At 68.2% G+C, this 16,962-nt stretch carries 14 protein-coding genes; 6 read left to right on the plus strand and 8 right to left on the minus strand.

Annotation, left to right across the window (positions count from 1 at the left end):
- Window positions 1–70 precede the first annotated feature (70 nt).
- Complete coding sequence (locus tag AC3WRN_RS16370) at window positions 71–847, minus strand: NRDE family protein (RefSeq protein WP_492623778.1); 777 nt, start codon at window positions 845–847, stop codon at window positions 71–73.
- 379 nt (window positions 848–1,226) lie between these two features.
- Between AC3WRN_RS16370 and AC3WRN_RS16375 the strand changes: the two genes are divergently transcribed.
- Both AC3WRN_RS16375 and AC3WRN_RS16380 read left to right on the plus strand, forming a co-directional pair.
- The gene (locus AC3WRN_RS16375; RefSeq protein WP_492623779.1) at window positions 1,227–2,447 is read left to right on the plus strand and encodes a murein hydrolase activator EnvC family protein; all 1,221 of its coding nucleotides are present in this window, start codon (window positions 1,227–1,229) and stop codon (window positions 2,445–2,447) included.
- A 119-nt stretch (window positions 2,448–2,566) separates the two neighbouring features.
- The gene (locus AC3WRN_RS16380) at window positions 2,567–3,961 is read left to right on the plus strand and encodes a S41 family peptidase (protein ID WP_492623780.1); all 1,395 of its coding nucleotides are present in this window, start codon (window positions 2,567–2,569) and stop codon (window positions 3,959–3,961) included.
- A gap of 85 nt (window positions 3,962–4,046) precedes the next feature.
- On the opposite strand, the gene rpoH is transcribed toward AC3WRN_RS16380, so the two are convergent.
- From rpoH to rhlB, 6 genes are all read right to left on the minus strand, one after another.
- Window positions 4,047–4,910, minus strand: a complete 864-nt coding sequence (rpoH, locus tag AC3WRN_RS16385) for an RNA polymerase sigma factor RpoH (RefSeq protein ID WP_068092909.1) — start codon at window positions 4,908–4,910, stop codon at window positions 4,047–4,049.
- A 159-nt stretch (window positions 4,911–5,069) separates the two neighbouring features.
- Window positions 5,070–5,792 (minus strand): uracil-DNA glycosylase, encoded by a 723-nt coding sequence (gene ung, locus AC3WRN_RS16390; RefSeq protein ID WP_492623781.1) that lies wholly within the window; start codon window positions 5,790–5,792, stop codon window positions 5,070–5,072.
- A complete protein-coding gene (locus tag AC3WRN_RS16395) occupies window positions 5,789–6,631 on the minus strand; it encodes a response regulator (RefSeq protein ID WP_492623782.1) in 843 nt (280 codons plus the stop codon). Before AC3WRN_RS16395 ends, ung begins: the two co-directional genes overlap by 4 nt.
- Window positions 6,632–6,769: 138 nt before the next feature.
- Entirely contained in the window at window positions 6,770–7,750 is a 981-nt protein-coding gene (ftsX, locus tag AC3WRN_RS16400) for a permease-like cell division protein FtsX (protein WP_492623783.1), read from the minus strand.
- Complete coding sequence (ftsE, locus tag AC3WRN_RS16405; RefSeq protein WP_068092894.1) at window positions 7,747–8,424, minus strand: cell division ATP-binding protein FtsE; 678 nt, start codon at window positions 8,422–8,424, stop codon at window positions 7,747–7,749. Before ftsE ends, ftsX begins: the two co-directional genes overlap by 4 nt.
- A gap of 110 nt (window positions 8,425–8,534) precedes the next feature.
- Complete coding sequence (rhlB, locus tag AC3WRN_RS16410) at window positions 8,535–10,268, minus strand: ATP-dependent RNA helicase RhlB (RefSeq protein ID WP_492623784.1); 1,734 nt, start codon at window positions 10,266–10,268, stop codon at window positions 8,535–8,537.
- A 388-nt stretch (window positions 10,269–10,656) separates the two neighbouring features.
- Between rhlB and trxA the strand changes: the two genes are divergently transcribed.
- The 4 genes from trxA (at window position 10,657) to AC3WRN_RS16430 (ending at window position 15,696) form a co-directional block, all read left to right on the plus strand.
- Window positions 10,657–10,983 carry a thioredoxin TrxA gene (trxA, locus tag AC3WRN_RS16415; protein ID WP_068092890.1) on the plus strand — a complete coding sequence of 109 codons (327 nt, stop codon included), beginning with the start codon at window positions 10,657–10,659 and terminating at the stop codon, window positions 10,981–10,983.
- A gap of 187 nt (window positions 10,984–11,170) precedes the next feature.
- Window positions 11,171–12,967 (plus strand): transcription termination factor Rho, encoded by a 1,797-nt coding sequence (rho, locus tag AC3WRN_RS16420; protein WP_492623785.1) that lies wholly within the window; start codon window positions 11,171–11,173, stop codon window positions 12,965–12,967.
- Between the two features lie 100 nt (window positions 12,968–13,067).
- The gene (locus tag AC3WRN_RS16425) at window positions 13,068–14,156 is read left to right on the plus strand and encodes a hypothetical protein (protein ID WP_492623786.1); all 1,089 of its coding nucleotides are present in this window, start codon (window positions 13,068–13,070) and stop codon (window positions 14,154–14,156) included.
- A gap of 172 nt (window positions 14,157–14,328) precedes the next feature.
- Window positions 14,329–15,696, plus strand: coding sequence for a glutamate--cysteine ligase (locus AC3WRN_RS16430; protein ID WP_492623787.1), 1,368 nt, complete (start codon window positions 14,329–14,331; stop codon window positions 15,694–15,696).
- Between the two features lie 80 nt (window positions 15,697–15,776).
- Here the strand turns inward: AC3WRN_RS16430 and pyrC are convergent, their stop codons facing one another.
- Entirely contained in the window at window positions 15,777–16,829 is a 1,053-nt protein-coding gene (pyrC, locus tag AC3WRN_RS16435) for a dihydroorotase (RefSeq protein ID WP_492623788.1), read from the minus strand.
- Between the last annotated feature and the right edge of the window lie 133 nt (window positions 16,830–16,962).

Here is a 16,962-nt window from a genome sequence, read left to right on the forward strand (position 1 = left end):
CCAGCCTCGGCTATCAACCACCCATCACTCGCATCCCTGCCGTCGTGAACAACCTACTGGGTTTACACAGCTAGCGGTGCAGCGCGACCGCGCCGAAGCGCAGCATCGTCTCGCCGTGGAGGCGGCCGTCCGGGCCGAAGCGCCGTTCCGCGATCACCCCCTCGCCGTCATGGCCGATCGCCACCACGGTGCTGGCGCGGGTACCGTACTGCTCGCCGCGGATGAACGCGGGCGACAGCAGGCGCTCGCGCTCCAGTCCCACGCCGGTATCGGGCAATTGCGCATCCGGCGCCTGCCGCTCGTCGGCAAGCGCCTCGAACAGCGGCGCGAAGTCCGCGTCGCCGCCAGCGTCGATCCACTGCTGCAGCCGCTGCATCAGCGCGCGGGTCTTCGGCCACGGCGTGTTGAAGTCGGCGTTCGACAGGCCGTGCACGCCGGGGCTCACCGCCTGCGCCCTCGGCTCGGGGCGATTGCCGAGATAGAACGCCTCGCGCGCATCGAAGGTGAGCAGGTTGAACGGGCGGTAGTCGGCGGCCGCGCGCAGCAGCCGTCGGGCGTGCGCGGCGGCATCGGCGTCGCCGATGAGGTAGTCGGTGGCGAGCAGGCCGCGCGAGGCGCCCAGCTGCGGATCGCGCGGGTCGCGCACATTGGTCACCACGCAGCAGCGGCCGCCGTCGGTGACCCCGAGCCAGGTACCGCCCGCCTCGAGATCGCGCCCGCCGACGATCGGCGCATCGTCCCAGCGTGCCAGCGCCGCGCTGGGACGCGCGTGGAACTCATCGCGGTTGCCGGCCAGCAGCAGGCGCCAGCGCGGGTGGGCGTTCCAGGCGAAGGCAATCAGGCACATCGCGGCGACCCGGACGGGGCAGGCCGCGCCGGCATCCGGTGGCGGTCGCCGCGGATGGCGTCGAACGCGCCGTCACGCGCGGGCGGGCCGAAGCCGCCGCCATCGAGTCCTGAAACCGGTGCATGGAGCATGGGGTCGCCTGGCTGCGCCATCGTGCCTTCCGTCGTGGGCGTACCGGGCGCATGCCCGCCGGTGACACCGTCGCGGCACGCGGATGGACGCCCACTAAAGCACAGCTGTTGCGACGCGTCAAAAGGGATTTGGACGGCCATACGCTTTCGGTTTTGAGCAGCCTGCGGCGAGATCCACCCGGGAAGTCGCCGGCCAGCCGTGGCGAGGTCGTCTCGCCTGGGCCAGCCGGCTCGGTGATAATCCGGACATGCCCAAGCCCGCCCGCCTGCTTCGCCACGCCCTGCCCATCCTTGCCATCGGCCTGGCCATCGCTTTCGCGCCGTCCGCGCTGCAGGCACGCCAGGACGGCAGGAGCCGCAGCGAGCAGGTCGAGGCGAAGCAGAAGCTGGCCGAACTGCAGCACCGGATGGAAGCGCTGGCGAAGGAGCAGGCCGACACCGCCGTCCGCCGCGACAGCGCGAATGCGGAGCTGGCGCGGCAGGCCAATGCGCTGGCCGGTGCGGCGCGCGCGGTGCGCCAGACCGATGCCGAACTGGCCGCCAAGCAGCGGCAGCTGGACCAACTGCAGCAGCAGCGCGCCGAACTGGGCAGGAAACTGGACGGCCAGCGCGCCGCGATTGCCGACCTCCTGCGCGCCACCTACGCGCTCGGCCACGGCTCGGACCTGCGCCTGCTGCTGGGCGACGAGGACGTGGCGCGCATCGCGCGCGCGCTGGTGTACTCGAAATATTTCCAGCAGGACCGCGTGCGGCGCGTGCAGCAGCTGATGGCCGACCTGGCTCAGCTGCAGGAATTGGAGCGTGCGATCACCGCCGAACAGCAGGCGCTGCAGGCGGCCAGGACCCAGCGCGAGCAGCAGGCCGCGGTGCTGGCGCAACAGCGCGCCGCGCAGCAGAAGCTGGCCGCCGCCACCGACGCGCAATACCGGGACCAGGCGCAGCGGCTGGCCGCGATGAAGCAGAACGCGCAGTCGCTCAACCACCTGCTCGAGAAGCTGCAGAAGGCGATCGATGAAGCCGCCGCCCGTGCCGCTGCCGAGCGCGCGGCGGCGGCGCGCAAGCATCCCGGCCACAAGCCGCCACCACCGGTCGAGGTCGGCGGCGCCGTCGCCAATATCCGCGGCAACCTGCCGTGGCCGGCCAGCGGCGTGGTCAACAGCTACGGCAACGGCGTGCTGATCAAGGCCGGCGGCGGCAGCGAGGTGCATGCGGTGGCACGCGGGCGGGTGATCTACGCCGGCTTCCTGCGCGGCTACGGCATGCTGCTGATCCTCAACCACGGCAACGGCTGGATGAGCATGTACGGCAACAACGAGGCCCTGCTGCACGATGTCGGCGACCAGGTCGAGGCCGGCCAGGCGATCGGCACCGCCAGCGCGCCTACCGGCGTCAACACCGGCGTGTATTTCGAGCTGCGCAGGAACAACCAGCCGGTCGATCCGCGCGGCTGGCTGGCCCAGCGCCGCTGACGCGGCCGGCATGGCGTCGCGGGCTGCCGATGAATTACGCTGACATTTCGTTGTCAAAGCCGGAAGCCATTCCTTCCGTCGCGTGACAACGCGACGTCGCCGCCGTACGGAGCCACCCCATGCGTCCTTCCCCCCGCCGCCCGTTCGCCCTGTTGCTGGCCGTGCCGTTCCTGCTGCTGGCCGTGCCGGGCGCCCGCGCGCAGAGCGCACCGGCCGGGGCCGGCACGGCCGCGCCGCCGGTCAACCTGCCGGCCACCACCAGCAGCACCGCCGCGCCGGCCAGCGCCAGCTCCGCCGACCAGGTGGACCTGGACGACATCCGCAATTTCAGCCGCGTCTACGAGGTGGTGCGCCAGGCCTACGTGGAGAAGGTCGACAACAAGACCCTGATGAAGGCCGCGATCACCGGCATGCTCAGCGGGCTCGACCCGCACAGCGAATACCTCGACAAGGACGGCCTCACCCAGCTCAACGAGGACACCACCGGCGAGTACAGCGGCCTCGGCATCGAGGTGCTGCAGGTCGACGGCGGCCTGCGCATCGTCTCGCCTATCGACGACACACCCGCGGCGCGCGCCGGCATCAAGCCGGGCGACAGCATCGTCAAGGTCAACGGCACCGTGGTCGACACGCAGAACGTGGACGAGATGTTCAAGCAGCTGCGCGGCAAGCCGGGCAGCAAGATCGACCTGACCATCGTGCACCAGAACAGCGACAAGCTGATCGACCTGCACCTGGTGCGCGAGAACATCGCCATCAGCAGCGTCAAGGTGCGCGAGCTGGAACCGGGCTACGTCTACGTGCGGGTCAGCCAGTTCCAGAGCGATACCGCCACCGACCTCGAGAAGAAGCTGGGCCAGCTGATCGCGAAGAACGGGCCGCCGAAAGGCGCCGTGCTGGACCTGCGCAACAATCCCGGCGGCCTGCTCACCGCGGCTGTCGGCGTCAGCGACGACTTCCTCGACGCCGGCACCATCGTCACCACCCGCGGCCGGCTGCAGGACGCGAACATGAGCTTCAGCGCCCACCCCGGCGACCAGCTGGCCGGCGCGCCGATGATCGTGCTGACCAACAACGGCACCGCCTCCGCCGCCGAGATCGTCTCCGGCGCGCTGAAGGACAACCACCGCGCGCTGATCATGGGCCAGCGCACGTTCGGCAAGGGCGTGGTGCAGACGGTGCTGCCGCTGGATGCCGACCACGCGGTGAAGATCACCACCGCGCGCTACTACACGCCGAACGGCACCTCGATCCAGGCCGAGGGGATCAAGCCCGACATCGCGCTGGCCGATCTTTCCGTGAACCCGTCCGACCGCGGACCGGTGCTGATCAGCTCGGAAGCCGACCTGCCCAACCACCTCGCCAACGAGAAAGCCAAGGCCGGCAGCGACATCAACGACGACGGCAGCGCCGCCGATGCCAAGCTGGCCACCAGCGACTACGCGCTGTCGCAGGCGCTGAACGTGCTCAAGGGCATGGCGCTGCGCCAGCCCGCCGGCGCCGCGCGCCGCTGAACGCCACGCCGCCCGCCCGGACATGCAAACGGCCCCTTGCGGGGCCGTTTCATTGTTGCGGCGGCGGCAGCCTTGGCGACTAGGCTCAGGCCGCCGCGACGAACAGGCCGCGCATCTTCTTCATGGCGTTCGCCTCGACCTGGCGGATGCGCTCGGCGGAGACGCCGTACTCGTCGGCCAGGTCCTGCAGCGTGGCCTTGTCGTCATCCAGCCAGCGACGCTGGATGATGTTCCGCGAGCGCTCGTCCAAATGGCTCAGCGCGTCGCTCAGCGTCTGCATCTGGTTGTCGGCGTAGTCCTCGTCGGCTACGTTCTCGTACGGGTCGGCGCCGTCGTCGACCAGGAACGCCGCCGGCGCCGGCTTGGCGTCGTCGTCGGCATCGGCCGGAGCCTCGAAGCCGATGTCGCGGCCGGACAGTCGCGATTCCATCTCGCGCACGGTCGCCTCGGGCACGCCCAGGTCCTTCGCCACGGTGCTCACTTCGGCCGCGTTCATCCAGCCCAGGCGCTTCTTGCTCTTGCGCAGGTTGAAGAACAGCTTGCGCTGCGCCTTGGTGGTGGCGACCTTGACGATGCGCCAGTTCTTGAGGATGAACTCGTGCATCTCGGCACGGATCCAGTGCACCGCGAAGCTGACCAGACGCACGCCCTGGTCGGGGTCGAAACGCTTGACCGCCTTCATCAGGCCGATGTTGCCCTCCTGGATCAGGTCGGCCAGCTGCAGGCCGTAGCCCGAGTAGCCGCGCGCCACATGCACCACGAAACGCAGGTGCGACATCACCAGCTTCTTCGCGGCGGCCAGGTTGGCCTCTTCGAGGTAGTCGCGCGACAACGCCTGCTCTTCTTCCGAACTCAGCACCGGAATGCGATGGACCGCGGAGATGTATGCATCCAGACTGCCGACGACACTCGGCAGCGGGAAGTTGGCGGTCACCAAGGCTTGAGACATGGGTGGAACCTCCTGAATAGGATCGAAGTTTAGCACTCGGGTGGTTGGAGTGCTAAAGCACGGCATTGGTTCCGCGCTTTAATGAACCATATAGTACAGATATTTTCCACCCTTGTCCAGCGCCTCGCCCGATCCGACATGAGGCTGGCGAAACGGCCTTCAAGTGGGCGTGAAATGGCCTTGCAATGCGGCTCGTGGCGGCAGCGACCAGTCGATCGGCGGCTGCCCGCGGGCCTCCAGGTAGCGGTTGGCGGCAGAGAAATGGCCGCAGCCGAGGAAACCGCGGTGGGCCGACAGCGGCGACGGGTGCACCGCCTTCAGCACGCAGTGCCGGCGGGTGTCGATCAGCTGGCCCTTGCGCTGGGCATAGCTGCCCCACAGCAGGAACACCAGGCCTTCGCACTCGCGGTTGAGCGCATCGATCGCGGCGTCGGTGAAACCCTCCCAGCCCTTGCCCTGGTGCGAACCGGCGCGGCCTTCCTCCACGGTCAGCACGCTGTTGAGCAGCAGCACGCCGCGATCGGCCCACGGCGTGAGGCAGCCGTGGTCGGGGCGCGGGATGCCAAGGTCGCGCTGGATCTCCTTGAAAATGTTCTCCAGCGACGGCGGCACCCTTACGCCGGGACGCACCGAGAAACACAGGCCGTGCGCCTGGCCGGGACCGTGGTACGGATCCTGGCCGAGGATCACCACCCGCACCGCGTCGAACGGAGTGTGCCCGAACGCGGCGAAGATCTCCGGGCCGAGCGGGTAGATCCGTTTGCCGCGACGGATTTCCTCGCGCAGGAACACCGCCAGCGCCTGCATCTCGGGACGTAGCAGGTAGTCGCCGATGCGCGCCTTCCACGACGGTTCCAGCTTGATCCGCGCCGTGTCGCTCATGCCCCGGCCGCGTGCCCGCGCAGGTGCTTCGCCACGCGCAGCTGGAACAGCAGCTTGGTGACCAGCAGTCTTTCCTCGACCGGCTTCTCGACCAAGTCGTTGGCGCCGGCCTTGATCAGCGCAGCCTGGTTGGCCGGGTTCTCGTCGCCGGTCATCACCAACACCGGCAACCGGCCCTTGCCGTAGCCGAATTCGCCGCGGATGTGTTCGAGCAGGTCGCCGCCGGTGAGTTCGCCCTTCAGGCTGACGTCGGTGAGCACCACGTCGGCGCCGATCTGGCCATGCGCCTTCGAGGTTTTCAGCAACGTCAATGCGTCCTCCACGCTGACCACGTGGCGCACGGTGAGGCCGATCTTCTCCAGCATGCGGCGGGTCGCCAACGCCACCACGCGGCTGTCCTCGACGTACAGCACCACACCCTCGGCGGTGTCGTCCGGCCGCACGTAGCCGCGGATGAATTCAGCCAGCGCCTGGAAGCCCAGCGCCTTGTCGAAATAGTCGGTGACATGCTCACCCAGCGAGCGGCTGTGCAGACGGCCCTCGACATCGCCTGACACCACCACGATCGGCACGTAGGCCTGCGGCGCCGAATCGCGCACCAGCCGCGCCAGCTCCAGCCCATCCATGTCGGGCAGGCGCAGCGCGATGGTGATGAAGTCGAACACGCCTTCGCCGAGCACCTGCTGCGCCTCGGCACCGCTGCCGCAGCCGACCACCTCGACGCCGGGCAGTTCGGCCAACAACACACGGGTGATCAACTGGCGTACCACGCGCGAACCGTCGACCACCAGCACCCGCGGTGCATCGGTCAGCAGACGGCCGCTGATATTCGTACTCATGCCTCAGTTCACCCACCTGACCATGGCGATCCTTCGCCCATGAACCGGCGAGCGCACCCCTGCGCCCGCCTCGACTGCCGATCGTGCACCAAACGCGGCACCGGCGGCTGCGATTCGCGTCACCCCGGCGCAAGACCGTCACGCCGCCTTGCGCAATTGCCACGCGCTGACCAGTCGCGCGCCGAGCCAGCCCAGCGCGGCGGCGGCCAGCGGCACCGCCAGCAGCAGCCACAACGGCAGCCCGCCGACCTGCAGCTTGCCATCATAGGCCTGGCTCAGCTGCGCCACCGGGGCGGCCAGCGCGAATTCGATCAGCACCGCGAGCAGGGCAGCCAGGATGCCGCTGAACAGGCCATACCAGATCCCGGCGTACAAATAAGGCCGCCGCACGAACGCGCCACTGGCGCCGACCAGCAACAGCACACCGATCTCCTCGCTGCGGCTGGCGATGTCCACGCGCACCGTGTTGCCGACCACCAGCAGCGCCGCCAGCGCCAGCAACGAGGCAAGCACCAGCACCACGCGGTTGCCCACGCCGAGCAGCGCATCCAGACGTTTCCGCCAGCTGCCGCTGTCCTGCACCATGTCGACGCCACGCATGCCGCGCACGTCGGCGACCAGCTGCTCCAGCGCCTGCGCGCTCGCCCCGGCACGCGGCTGCAGCTGCAGCACGTACGGCAGCGGGTTGTCGTCCAGCGTCTGCAGCGCGCCGGAGAAGCCCTGCATCCGGGCCAGCTCGTCCATGCCCTGCTGCGGCGTCTTCACCACCACCGCGGCCAGCTCGGCGCGGTCGGTCAGCTGCGTGGCCAGCAGTTGCGCCTGCGGCGCGGCCTGGCCGGGCTGCAGGAACACGCTGATCGCCTGGCTCTGGCCCAGCGCATCGCCGAGTTTCTGCACGTTGCCCAGCAGCAGGTAGAACGCCAGCGGCAGGGCCAGCGCCAGCCCCATCACCGCGATCGTCAGCAGACTGCCGAACGGGCGCGAGGCGAGCCGGCGCAGGCTGGACGCCGCGCTCCAGCCATGGTGCTCGCGCCAGTTGCCGAAGCGGTTGCCGCGACTGTGGACATTGCGCGGCGCGGCGTCCGCCGGCGCGTGCAGGGATTCCGGCGACGCGTTCACAGCACCTCCTGCGCGGCCAGGTCGGCGACCAGGCGGCCGTGGTCGAGCACGATCACGCGCTTCTTCATGCGCTTGATCAGCGGCAGGTCGTGACTGGCGATCAGCACGGTGGTGCCGACCTGCTGGAATTCGCCGAACAAGCCCATGATCTCCACCGCCAGCTGCGGATCGAGGTTGCCGGTGGGCTCGTCGGCGATCAGCAGGCCGGGGCGCGCCACGATCGCGCGGGCGATGCCCACGCGCTGCTGCTCGCCGGCGGAAAGCGTCGCCGGCAACTGCCGCTCGTAGGCGAGCAGGCCGACCTTCTCCAGCGCCGCGCGCACCCGCCGCGCGCGTTCGGCGCGGGCGATGCCGCCGATCGCCAGCGGCAGCTCGACGTTGGCGAACACGCTGCGGTCCATCAGCAGGCGATGGTCCTGGAACACCATGCCGATGTGCCGGCGCCACTTCGGGACGCCGCTGTGGCGGATCTTCGCCAGGTTCTTGCCGTCCACGCTGATGATGCCGTGCGACGGCCGCTCGATCAGGCCGAGCAGCTTGAGCAGGGTGCTCTTGCCGGCGCCGGAGTGCCCGGTGACGAAGGCCATTTCGCCGGTCGGCACCTCGAACGAAAGCTGCGAGAGCGCCTCGTGGCCGCCCTCGTAGCGCTTGCTGACTTGATCGAACTGGATCACCGCGCGTCCCCGAGCCTGCGTGTCGTCACAACGACGGCAAGGATAAGGGATGCCGGCGCCCAGATGCGGCATCCGCCCGCCGCGGGTTCAGCCCGCGGCGGAGATGGTGCTCAGCGGCCGGTGAACAGCCGGGTGAGCCGGCGAAACAACCCCGGCTTCTTCGCCTGGGCATGCTCGCCCGGCTTGCCGGCGACCGCGGCGACCTGCCGCGAAGGCCGGCTGTGCGGCGCGCCGGCGGAGTCGGCCGCATTGCGCTCACGCGCCGGGCGATGCTCGCCGCGCGCCGCGCGGCTGCCGTCGACGGCCGGGCCGTTGTGCCCCGCGATCTCGACAGCGGCGCCCGGGGCGCCCTCGCGCCGCCGGTTGCGCCCGCCGCGGCGGCGGCGGCGCTTGTGCGCGGCATCGGCACTGGCGTTGTCGTCGGCAGCCGGCGCGGCCCCAGCCGGGGGTGGCCCGGCCGGGGGGGCCGCCACCGGCGCCTCGGCGGCCACCGCCGGCTTGCGCTCGCGCGGCGGGCGCGAATCGCTGCGGCCGCCACTGCGCTCGCCGCGGCCGGCGCCGCCGGAACGGCGCGGCTTCTCGCCGGGGCGCGGCGCCACCACGTCGCCGAATGCGGCGCTGTCGGCGGCGGCGTTCGCGGCGAACTCGGCGTCGATCGCGTGCGGCTTGGGCATTACCAGCAGTTCCGGATCCATCGCCGCTACCGGGATGCTCTGGCCGATGTAGGTCTCGATGTCGGGCAACGACATCGCGTACAGGTCGCAGGCGAAGCTGATCGCGTCGCCTTCCGCCCCGAGACGGGCCGTGCGGCCGATGCGGTGCACGTAATCCTCGGCTTCGTGCGGCAGGTCGTAGTTGAAGACGTGGCTGACGTGGGGAATGTGCAGGCCGCGCGCGGCCACGTCGGTGGCCACCAGGATGTCGAGCTGGCCTTCCTGGAAGCGCTGCAGCAGCTTCTGCCGCTTCAGCTGCGGCACGTCGCCGGAGATCGCGCCGACGCGGCAGCCGTGGCGCTTGACCCGCTCGGTGACACGCTCGGCGGCGGCCTTGGTGTTGACGAAGATGATGCTGCGGCTGGGCTCGAGCCGGTCGATCAGGTTCAGCAGCAGCGGCATCTTCTCTTCCTTGGCCGGGAAGTAGACCAGCTGGCGCACCTTGTCGGCGGTGACGTTGTCGCTCTCCACCACCACCTTCTCGGCCTCGTGCATGTGCTCGTAGGCCAGCTCCAGCACGCGATGGCTGAGCGTGGCGGAGAACAGCAGCACCTGGCGCTGCTCGCGCGGCGGCAGCTTACGGAAGATGAAGCGCACGTCCTTGATGAAGCCGAGGTCGAACATGCGGTCGGCCTCGTCGATCACCATCACCTCGACGCTGTTGAGGCTGAACACGCCCTGCTTGTGGTAGTCGAGCAGGCGGCCGGGCGTGGCGATGACGATGTCGCAGCCGTCCTTCAGCTGCTGGCGCTGCTTGTCGTAGTCGACGCCGCCGTAGATCAGCGCGGTCTTCAGGCCGGTGTGGCGGCCGATGTTGCGCGCGTCCTTGTCGATCTGGATGGCCAGTTCGCGGGTGGGCGCGATCACCAGCGCGCGCGGGTCGCTGTCCTTGCGGTCGGCCACCGCGGGAGTGGTCAGCAGGCGGTTCATCAGCGCGACCAGGAACGCGCAGGTCTTGCCGGTGCCGGTCTGCGCCTGGCCGGCGACGTCGCGCCCGGCCAAGGCCAGCGGCAGGGTCAGCTCCTGGATCGGCGTGCAGCGGGTGAAGCCGCTGTCGTCCAGGCCCTGCTGCAGCAATGGATGAAGATCGAAGTTGGCGAAGAAGGTGTCGGTGAGTACGGTTTGTGACATATGCGGATGGTTGACCTTGCCTGACGGCGGCGTGATGCGCTGCACCCGCTCCTGGCGCCGGTGTGGCGGAGGGCGGTGCAGGACGGTGCGCGATGCGCAGCGAAGCGGCTCAATGTCAGGGTCAACAAGGTCGCGCCGCGGCTGGCGACGCCGTATTTGCCGGCGGTCTGACGGGCGGCCGTGCCGGCCGCCCTTGAATCGTGCCCGGAGTTGCGCTGGAATGAAACCTCGCCGCCATGGCGAGGCCTCGTCCGGCCCAACCCGCGCTTCGTGGGCGCCTGAGTGTAGCCGATGATGGTCCCGCCCGTCGTCACTCCTTGTTTTTCGGCCCCGGCCGCCCCATTGTTTTCCATCTGCCAATTCTGGCCCCCAGCCACGGAGATCCCCGGTGAGCGACCTGATTACCCATGTGAATGACGACGCCTTCGAAGAGCAGGTGCTCAAGTCCGAAACCCCGGTGCTGCTGGATTTTTGGGCGGAATGGTGCGGCCCGTGCAAGGCCATCGCGCCGATGCTGGACGAGATCGCCCAGCAGTACGAAGGCAAGCTGCGCATCGTCAAGGTCAACATCGACCAGAATCAGCAGACCCCGCGCACCTACGGCGTCCGCGGCATCCCGACCTTGATGGTGTTCAAGAACGGCAAGGTCGAGGCCACCCAGATCGGCGCCGTCAGCAAGGGCCAGCTGACCCAGATGATCGACAAGGCCATCTGACCCTCCCGTTGCCCGCCCGCTGCGCGCAGCCTGCCCGGCCCGGTCCGGCAGGCTCGCCAGGCTTTACGCCGATACGCGGCGAGTGCTAGATTCATCGCGTCCGTCGGGACAGTCCTGTCCCCCTGCGCCCTCCGCGCGACGCACACCCTCCCTCCTGTAATTCAACGGCGCCCCGCGAGGATTGCCCGTGTCCGATACCGAAAACAAAGTCCCGAACGACGCCCAGGGCGCCGACGCCCGGCCCGTGGCCGAAGGCCGGCCCGAGCCGCGTGCCCGCGCGCCGCGCCGCACGGCCGCGGCGATTGCGGCGGCGAATGCGGAAAAGGCGGCAGTCGCCGACAAGCCCGCCGTTCCGCCAGCACCGGTTCCCGCAGCGCCCGCACCGATAACGGCCAGCCTGCCGGCGGAGCCGGCGGCCGTCCGCCCGGCACAAGAGCCGCGCGACTTCGCGCCGCAGACCGCGCCGAACCAGGAGTCGCCGCAAGCCCAGCCAACCCCGGGCCAGGCGCAGAATCCGAATCCCGGCCAGGGCCAGAGTCCGAACCAGAACCAGAACAACGGCGGCCGCGAGGGTCGCGAAGGTCGCGGCCGGCGGCGTCGCAACGAACGCGGCGGCAACCCGAACCAGCAACAGGGGCGTCCGCAGGGCGGCCATCCGCGGCCCAACCCGAACGGCCTGCCGGTGGACGACGACAACGCCGATCCGGGCAGCAACGACCGGGTGATCAACCTCACCGAGCTCAAGCGCATGAAGGCGCCGCAGCTGCTGGAATTCGCCGAGTCGCTGGGCGTATACGAAGGCGTCGCCCGCGCCCGCAAGCAGGACGTGATCTTCAACGTGCTCAAGGCGCACGCCCGCTCCGGCGGCGGCATCTGGGCCGAAGGCGTGCTGGAAATCCTGCAGGACGGCTTCGGCTTCCTGCGCTCGGCCGACGAGTCGTACCTGGCCGGCCCGGACGACATCTACGTGTCGCCCAGCCAGATCCGCCGCTTCAACCTGCGCACCGGCGACTACATCACCGGCCGCGTGCGCCACCCGAAGGAAGGCGAGCGCTACTTCGCGATGCTGCGCGTCGACGACATCAACGGCGATCCGCCGGAGGCGTCGAAGAACAAGATGCTGTTCGAGAACCTCACCCCGTTGTTCCCGCGCAAGGCCTTCCGGCTGGAGCGCGGCAACGGTTCGAGCGAGGACATCACCGGCCGCATCCTCGATTTGATCGCGCCGATCGGCAAGGGCCAGCGCGGCCTGATCGTCTCCCAGCCGAAGTCCGGCAAGACGATGATGCTGCAGAACATCGCCCAGGCCATCCAGTACAACCATCCCGAAGCGCACCTGATCATGCTGCTGATCGACGAGCGTCCGGAGGAAGTGACCGAGATCGCCCGCACCGTGCGCGCCGAAGTGATCAGCTCCACCTTCGACGAACCGGCGGTGCGCCACGTGCAGGTCGCCGAGATGGTGATCGAGCGGGCCAAGCGCCTGGTCGAGCACAAGAAAGACGTGATCATCCTGCTCGATTCGATCACCCGCCTGGCGCGTGCCTACAACACCGTGATCCCCAGCTCCGGCAAGGTGCTCACCGGCGGCGTCGACGCCAACGCATTGCAGCGCCCGAAGCGCTTCTTCGGCGCCGCCCGCAACGTGGAGGAAGGCGGCAGCCTGACCATCATCGCCACCGCGCTGACCGAAACCGGCAGCAAGATGGATGAGGTGATCTACGAAGAGTTCAAGGGCACCGGCAACATGGAAGTGCACCTGAGCCGTCGCATCTCCGAGAAGCGCGTCTACCCGGCGATCGACATCAACCGCTCCGGCACCCGCCGCGAGGACCTGCTGATCGACCCGGACATGCTGGCCAAGATCTGGATCCTGCGCAAACTGCTGCACCCGATGGACGAGCTGGCCGCGATGGAGTTCATGCTCGACAAGATGAAGAACACCAAGTCCAACGACGAGTTCTTCAATTCGATGAAGCGCTGAGGCAACATGCCTTCACGAAACAGGCCGGCACATGCCGGCCTGTTTCGTTTTGCGCGCCGCATGCTAACTTGATATGCACCTTCCATCCCAAGGTGACACCATGCAGCAGCAGCGGCGAACGATCCGACGAGTCATGGCACGGTTCGCGCTGATCACCTGTCTTGGCATGGCTGCCGCCTCTGCACTCGCTGCCGAAGCGGAGCCGACATCGCACACCGGCATACTCTACGGCGCGCCCTACCGCATCGATGTCCCGGCGGGCTGGAACGGCGACTTGATCATGCTGATGCATGGCTACGAACCGCAAGGTGCACCGCGGGCGACGCCGATGAAGCCCGCGAACGAGACGGACATCTTCCTCAAGCAGGGCTATGCGGTCGCACAAAGCGACTACGCCTCGCAAGGATGGGCCGCAGGCGATGCCGTCGTCGACAACGAACGACTTCGGCAACTGGCCGTTCGCAGCGTCGGAGACCCGCATCAGACCTATCTCGTCGCCTTCTCGTTGGGCGGCCTCGGGGCGGCGGCGAGTCTCGAACGCTACCCGCACGCCTACTCAGGGGCACTGATCCTGTGCGGCGCAACCGTCTCCACGCCCGAGCTGCTGTCGCGCGGCGTGCTTGAGCCACTGGTCGCCTTCGACGCGTTGATTCCCGGCGTGCTGCCGGATCTGGCCGCCGCCGACGCGCCGAAGTTCGTCCCGCCCACGGCGTTCACCCAGGCACTGCAATCGCATCCGGAACAGGCTGCACTGTTGGAGCGGCGCCTGCAGGGAACGCAAACATCGCTGGCGCTCTATTACATGGTGCTGCGCGAGCTGGAGCAACGCGCGGGCGGCATGCCCGTGGACAACCGCACCACCGACTACCGTGGCTTTGGCGACGATGCCGCCTTCAATCGGCGTGTGCACCGCTACACCGGCTCGCCCGCGGCCCTTGCCTACGCTGCCCGCAACGTCAGCCTGACCGGCCGCATCGACGTGCCGTTGGTGATGGAATGGAATGCCTCCGATTTCACCATCCCCACGCGGCTCCACGCCATCTACCCTGACCAAGTCCTGGCCGCTGGCAACGGAAGGCTGCTGACCGTGCTCGCGCCGGCCGGCCAGGGACACTGCGGCTTCAGCGACGCGCAGATCAGTGCGGCGTTCGGCACGCTGCTGCAAAAGACAGACGCTGTCGTGCACTGATGTCTGGGCGAGCACTGAGTGCTGGTGCGCGTCGCCTGCTTGCGTCCCGACCAGCCGGAAGCGTGGCTTCACATAACATCTGTACCGCCCCGTCCAATTATTTCCGGCTACCCCCTTTTCGTTGTCACGCAACACCCCCATAGTGACTCGCTCACCCAGCGAGGCTTCGCCCGTGTCCATACCCAGTGCCGTCAAGAGCACCCCGATCCAGGGCCGCCAGCAGCTTGCCGATTACCTCGCTGCCGGCGAGAAACCCCGCGAGGCGTGGCGCATCGGCACCGAGCACGAGAAGTTCGGCTTCCGTACCGACGATCTGCGCCCACCCCCGTTCGAGGGCGAGCGCGGCATCCGCGCGCTGCTCGAAGGCATCGCGGTGCGCTACGGCTGGGAGATCGCCCGCGAGGGCGAGATTCCGGTGGCGCTGTCGCGCGGCAAGGCCTCGATCACGCTGGAGCCGGCTGGCCAGTTGGAACTCTCCGGCGCACCGCTGGAGACCATCCACCAGACCTGCTGCGAGGTGAACTCGCACCTGGAGGAGGTGCGCTCGGTGGCCGACGGCATGGGCCTGGGTTTCCTCGGCATGGGCTTCCAGCCGAAGTGGCGCCGCGACGAGATGCCGTGGATGCCCAAGGGCCGCTACAAGATCATGCGCGAGTACATGCCGAAGGTCGGCTCGCTGGGCCTGGACATGATGACGCGCACCTGCACGGTGCAGGTGAACCTGGATTTCTCCAGCGAAGCGGATATGGTGAAGAAATTCCGCACCAGCCTCGCGCTGCAGCCGATCGCCACCGCGCTGTTCGCCGATTCGCCGTTCACCGAAGGACGGCCGAACGGCTATCTGTCGTACCGCTCGCACATCTGGACCGATACCGATCCGGACCGCACCGGCATGCTCGACTTCGTGTTCGCCGACGGCTTCGGCTACGAGCGCTACGTCGACTACATCCTCGACGTGCCGATGTACTTCAGCTACCAGGACGGCCGCTACATCGACCTGGCCGGCCAGGACTTCAAGCGCTTCCTGGCTGGCGAGCTGCCGACGCTGCCGGGCACCCACGCCACCATGAAGGACTTCGCCGACCACCTCACCACCGCCTTTCCCGAGGTGCGCCTGAAGCAGTACCTGGAGATGCGCGGCGCCGACGGCGGTCCGTGGAACCGCCTGTGCGCGCTGCCGGCGTTCTGGGTCGGCCTGCTGTACGACGACGAGGCGCTCGATGCAGCGTGGGACCTGGTCAAGGACTTCACCCGCGAGGAACGCCACGCGCTGCGTGATGGCGTACCGAAGCACGCGCTGAAACTGCCGTTCCGCGACGGCACTGTGCGCGACCTCGCCGAGGAAGCGCTGAAGATCGCCGGCCACGGCCTCAAGCGTCGCGCCCGCCTCAACCGCAACGGCGCCGACGAGAGCATCTTCCTCGAACCCATGATCGAGATCGTGCAGGCCAACCAGACCCCGGCCGAACGCAAGCTGGAGCTGTTCCACAGCGCGTGGAACGGCAGCGTCGATCCGGTGTTCCGCGAGTTTGCCTACTGAGGGCAGTTACTGCCCCGCAATTTTCGAACTGCTCCAGCGGTTTTCCGACTCATGTGTCGGAAGATCCGGTTCCAGTCAGATCAGGGTGACGTCGTTTCCACGAGCGACCATGCGACCGACTCGCCGGCCCGCATGGGCTTGCAGGCGGATCCGGCCAGCGGATATTCGTCCGGCACGGTCCATGACGTGCGTTCGAGCGCGATGCGATCCGTGTTGCGCGGCAACCGGTAGAAGTCCGGGCCATGGAAGCTGGCAAACGCTTCCAGCCGGTCCAGCCGATCCACCTGCTCGAACGCTTCGGCATACAGTTCCAGCGCCGCATGGGCCGTGTAGAGTCCCGCGCATCCGCAGGCCGCCTCCTTTGCCTCACGCGGATGCGGCGCGCTGTCCGTGCCCAGAAAGAAGTGCGGATCGCCGCTGGTGGCCGCTTGCTGCAGGGCAGCCCGATGCGTCTCGCGCTTGAGAATCGGTGCACAGTAGTTGTGCGGGCGGATGCCACCCTCGAACAGCGCGTTGCGGTTGAGCAGCAGATGATGCGCGGTGATCGTGGCCGCCAGATTGGCCGGAGCGCCACCGACGAACTCGACCGCATCGCGCGTGGTGATATGTTCCAGCACCATGCGCAAGGCCGGGAACCTGGCCTGCAGCGGCATCAGGTGGCGCTCGATGAAAACGCGTTCGCGATCGAAGATGTCGATATCCGGATCGGTGACCTCGCCATGCAGCAGCAAGGGCAGCTCATGCCGCTCCATCGCCTCGATCACGTGGTACACCCGTGACAGCTCGCGCACGCCGGATTGCGAATTGGTGGTGGCGCCGGCGGGGTAATACTTGACCGCAAAGACGTTGTCGCTGCTTTTCGCGCGGGCGATCTCCTCGACCGGGGTGTCCTCGGTCAGGTACAGCGTCATCAGCGGCTGGAAGCTAATGCCCACCGGCAGACTCGCCAGAATCCGTCGACGATAATCTTCTGCCTGCGCAACCGTGGTCACCGGCGGCTTCAGGTTCGGCATCACGATGGCGCGCGCAAAACGCTGCGCGGTATGGGCGATCACCGAGGCCAGTGCGTCGCCGTCGCGAAGGTGCAGGTGCCAGTCGTCGGGGCGGGTGATTTCTATGCGCGTTGGCGTCATGACTGGCGAGCCTGGGTTGCGATCGGAGACCGTAATGGTATCGCGCAGGCGCGCTCCGGTAATCCCCCCACTTTTAACTGACAGCAAAAGTGGAGCTAAGCGGCGAGCGCCAATTTCTGTATCGGCGTGATGC

It is taken from the genome of Rhodanobacter sp. FW101-FHT13A11, from assembly GCF_058790335.1.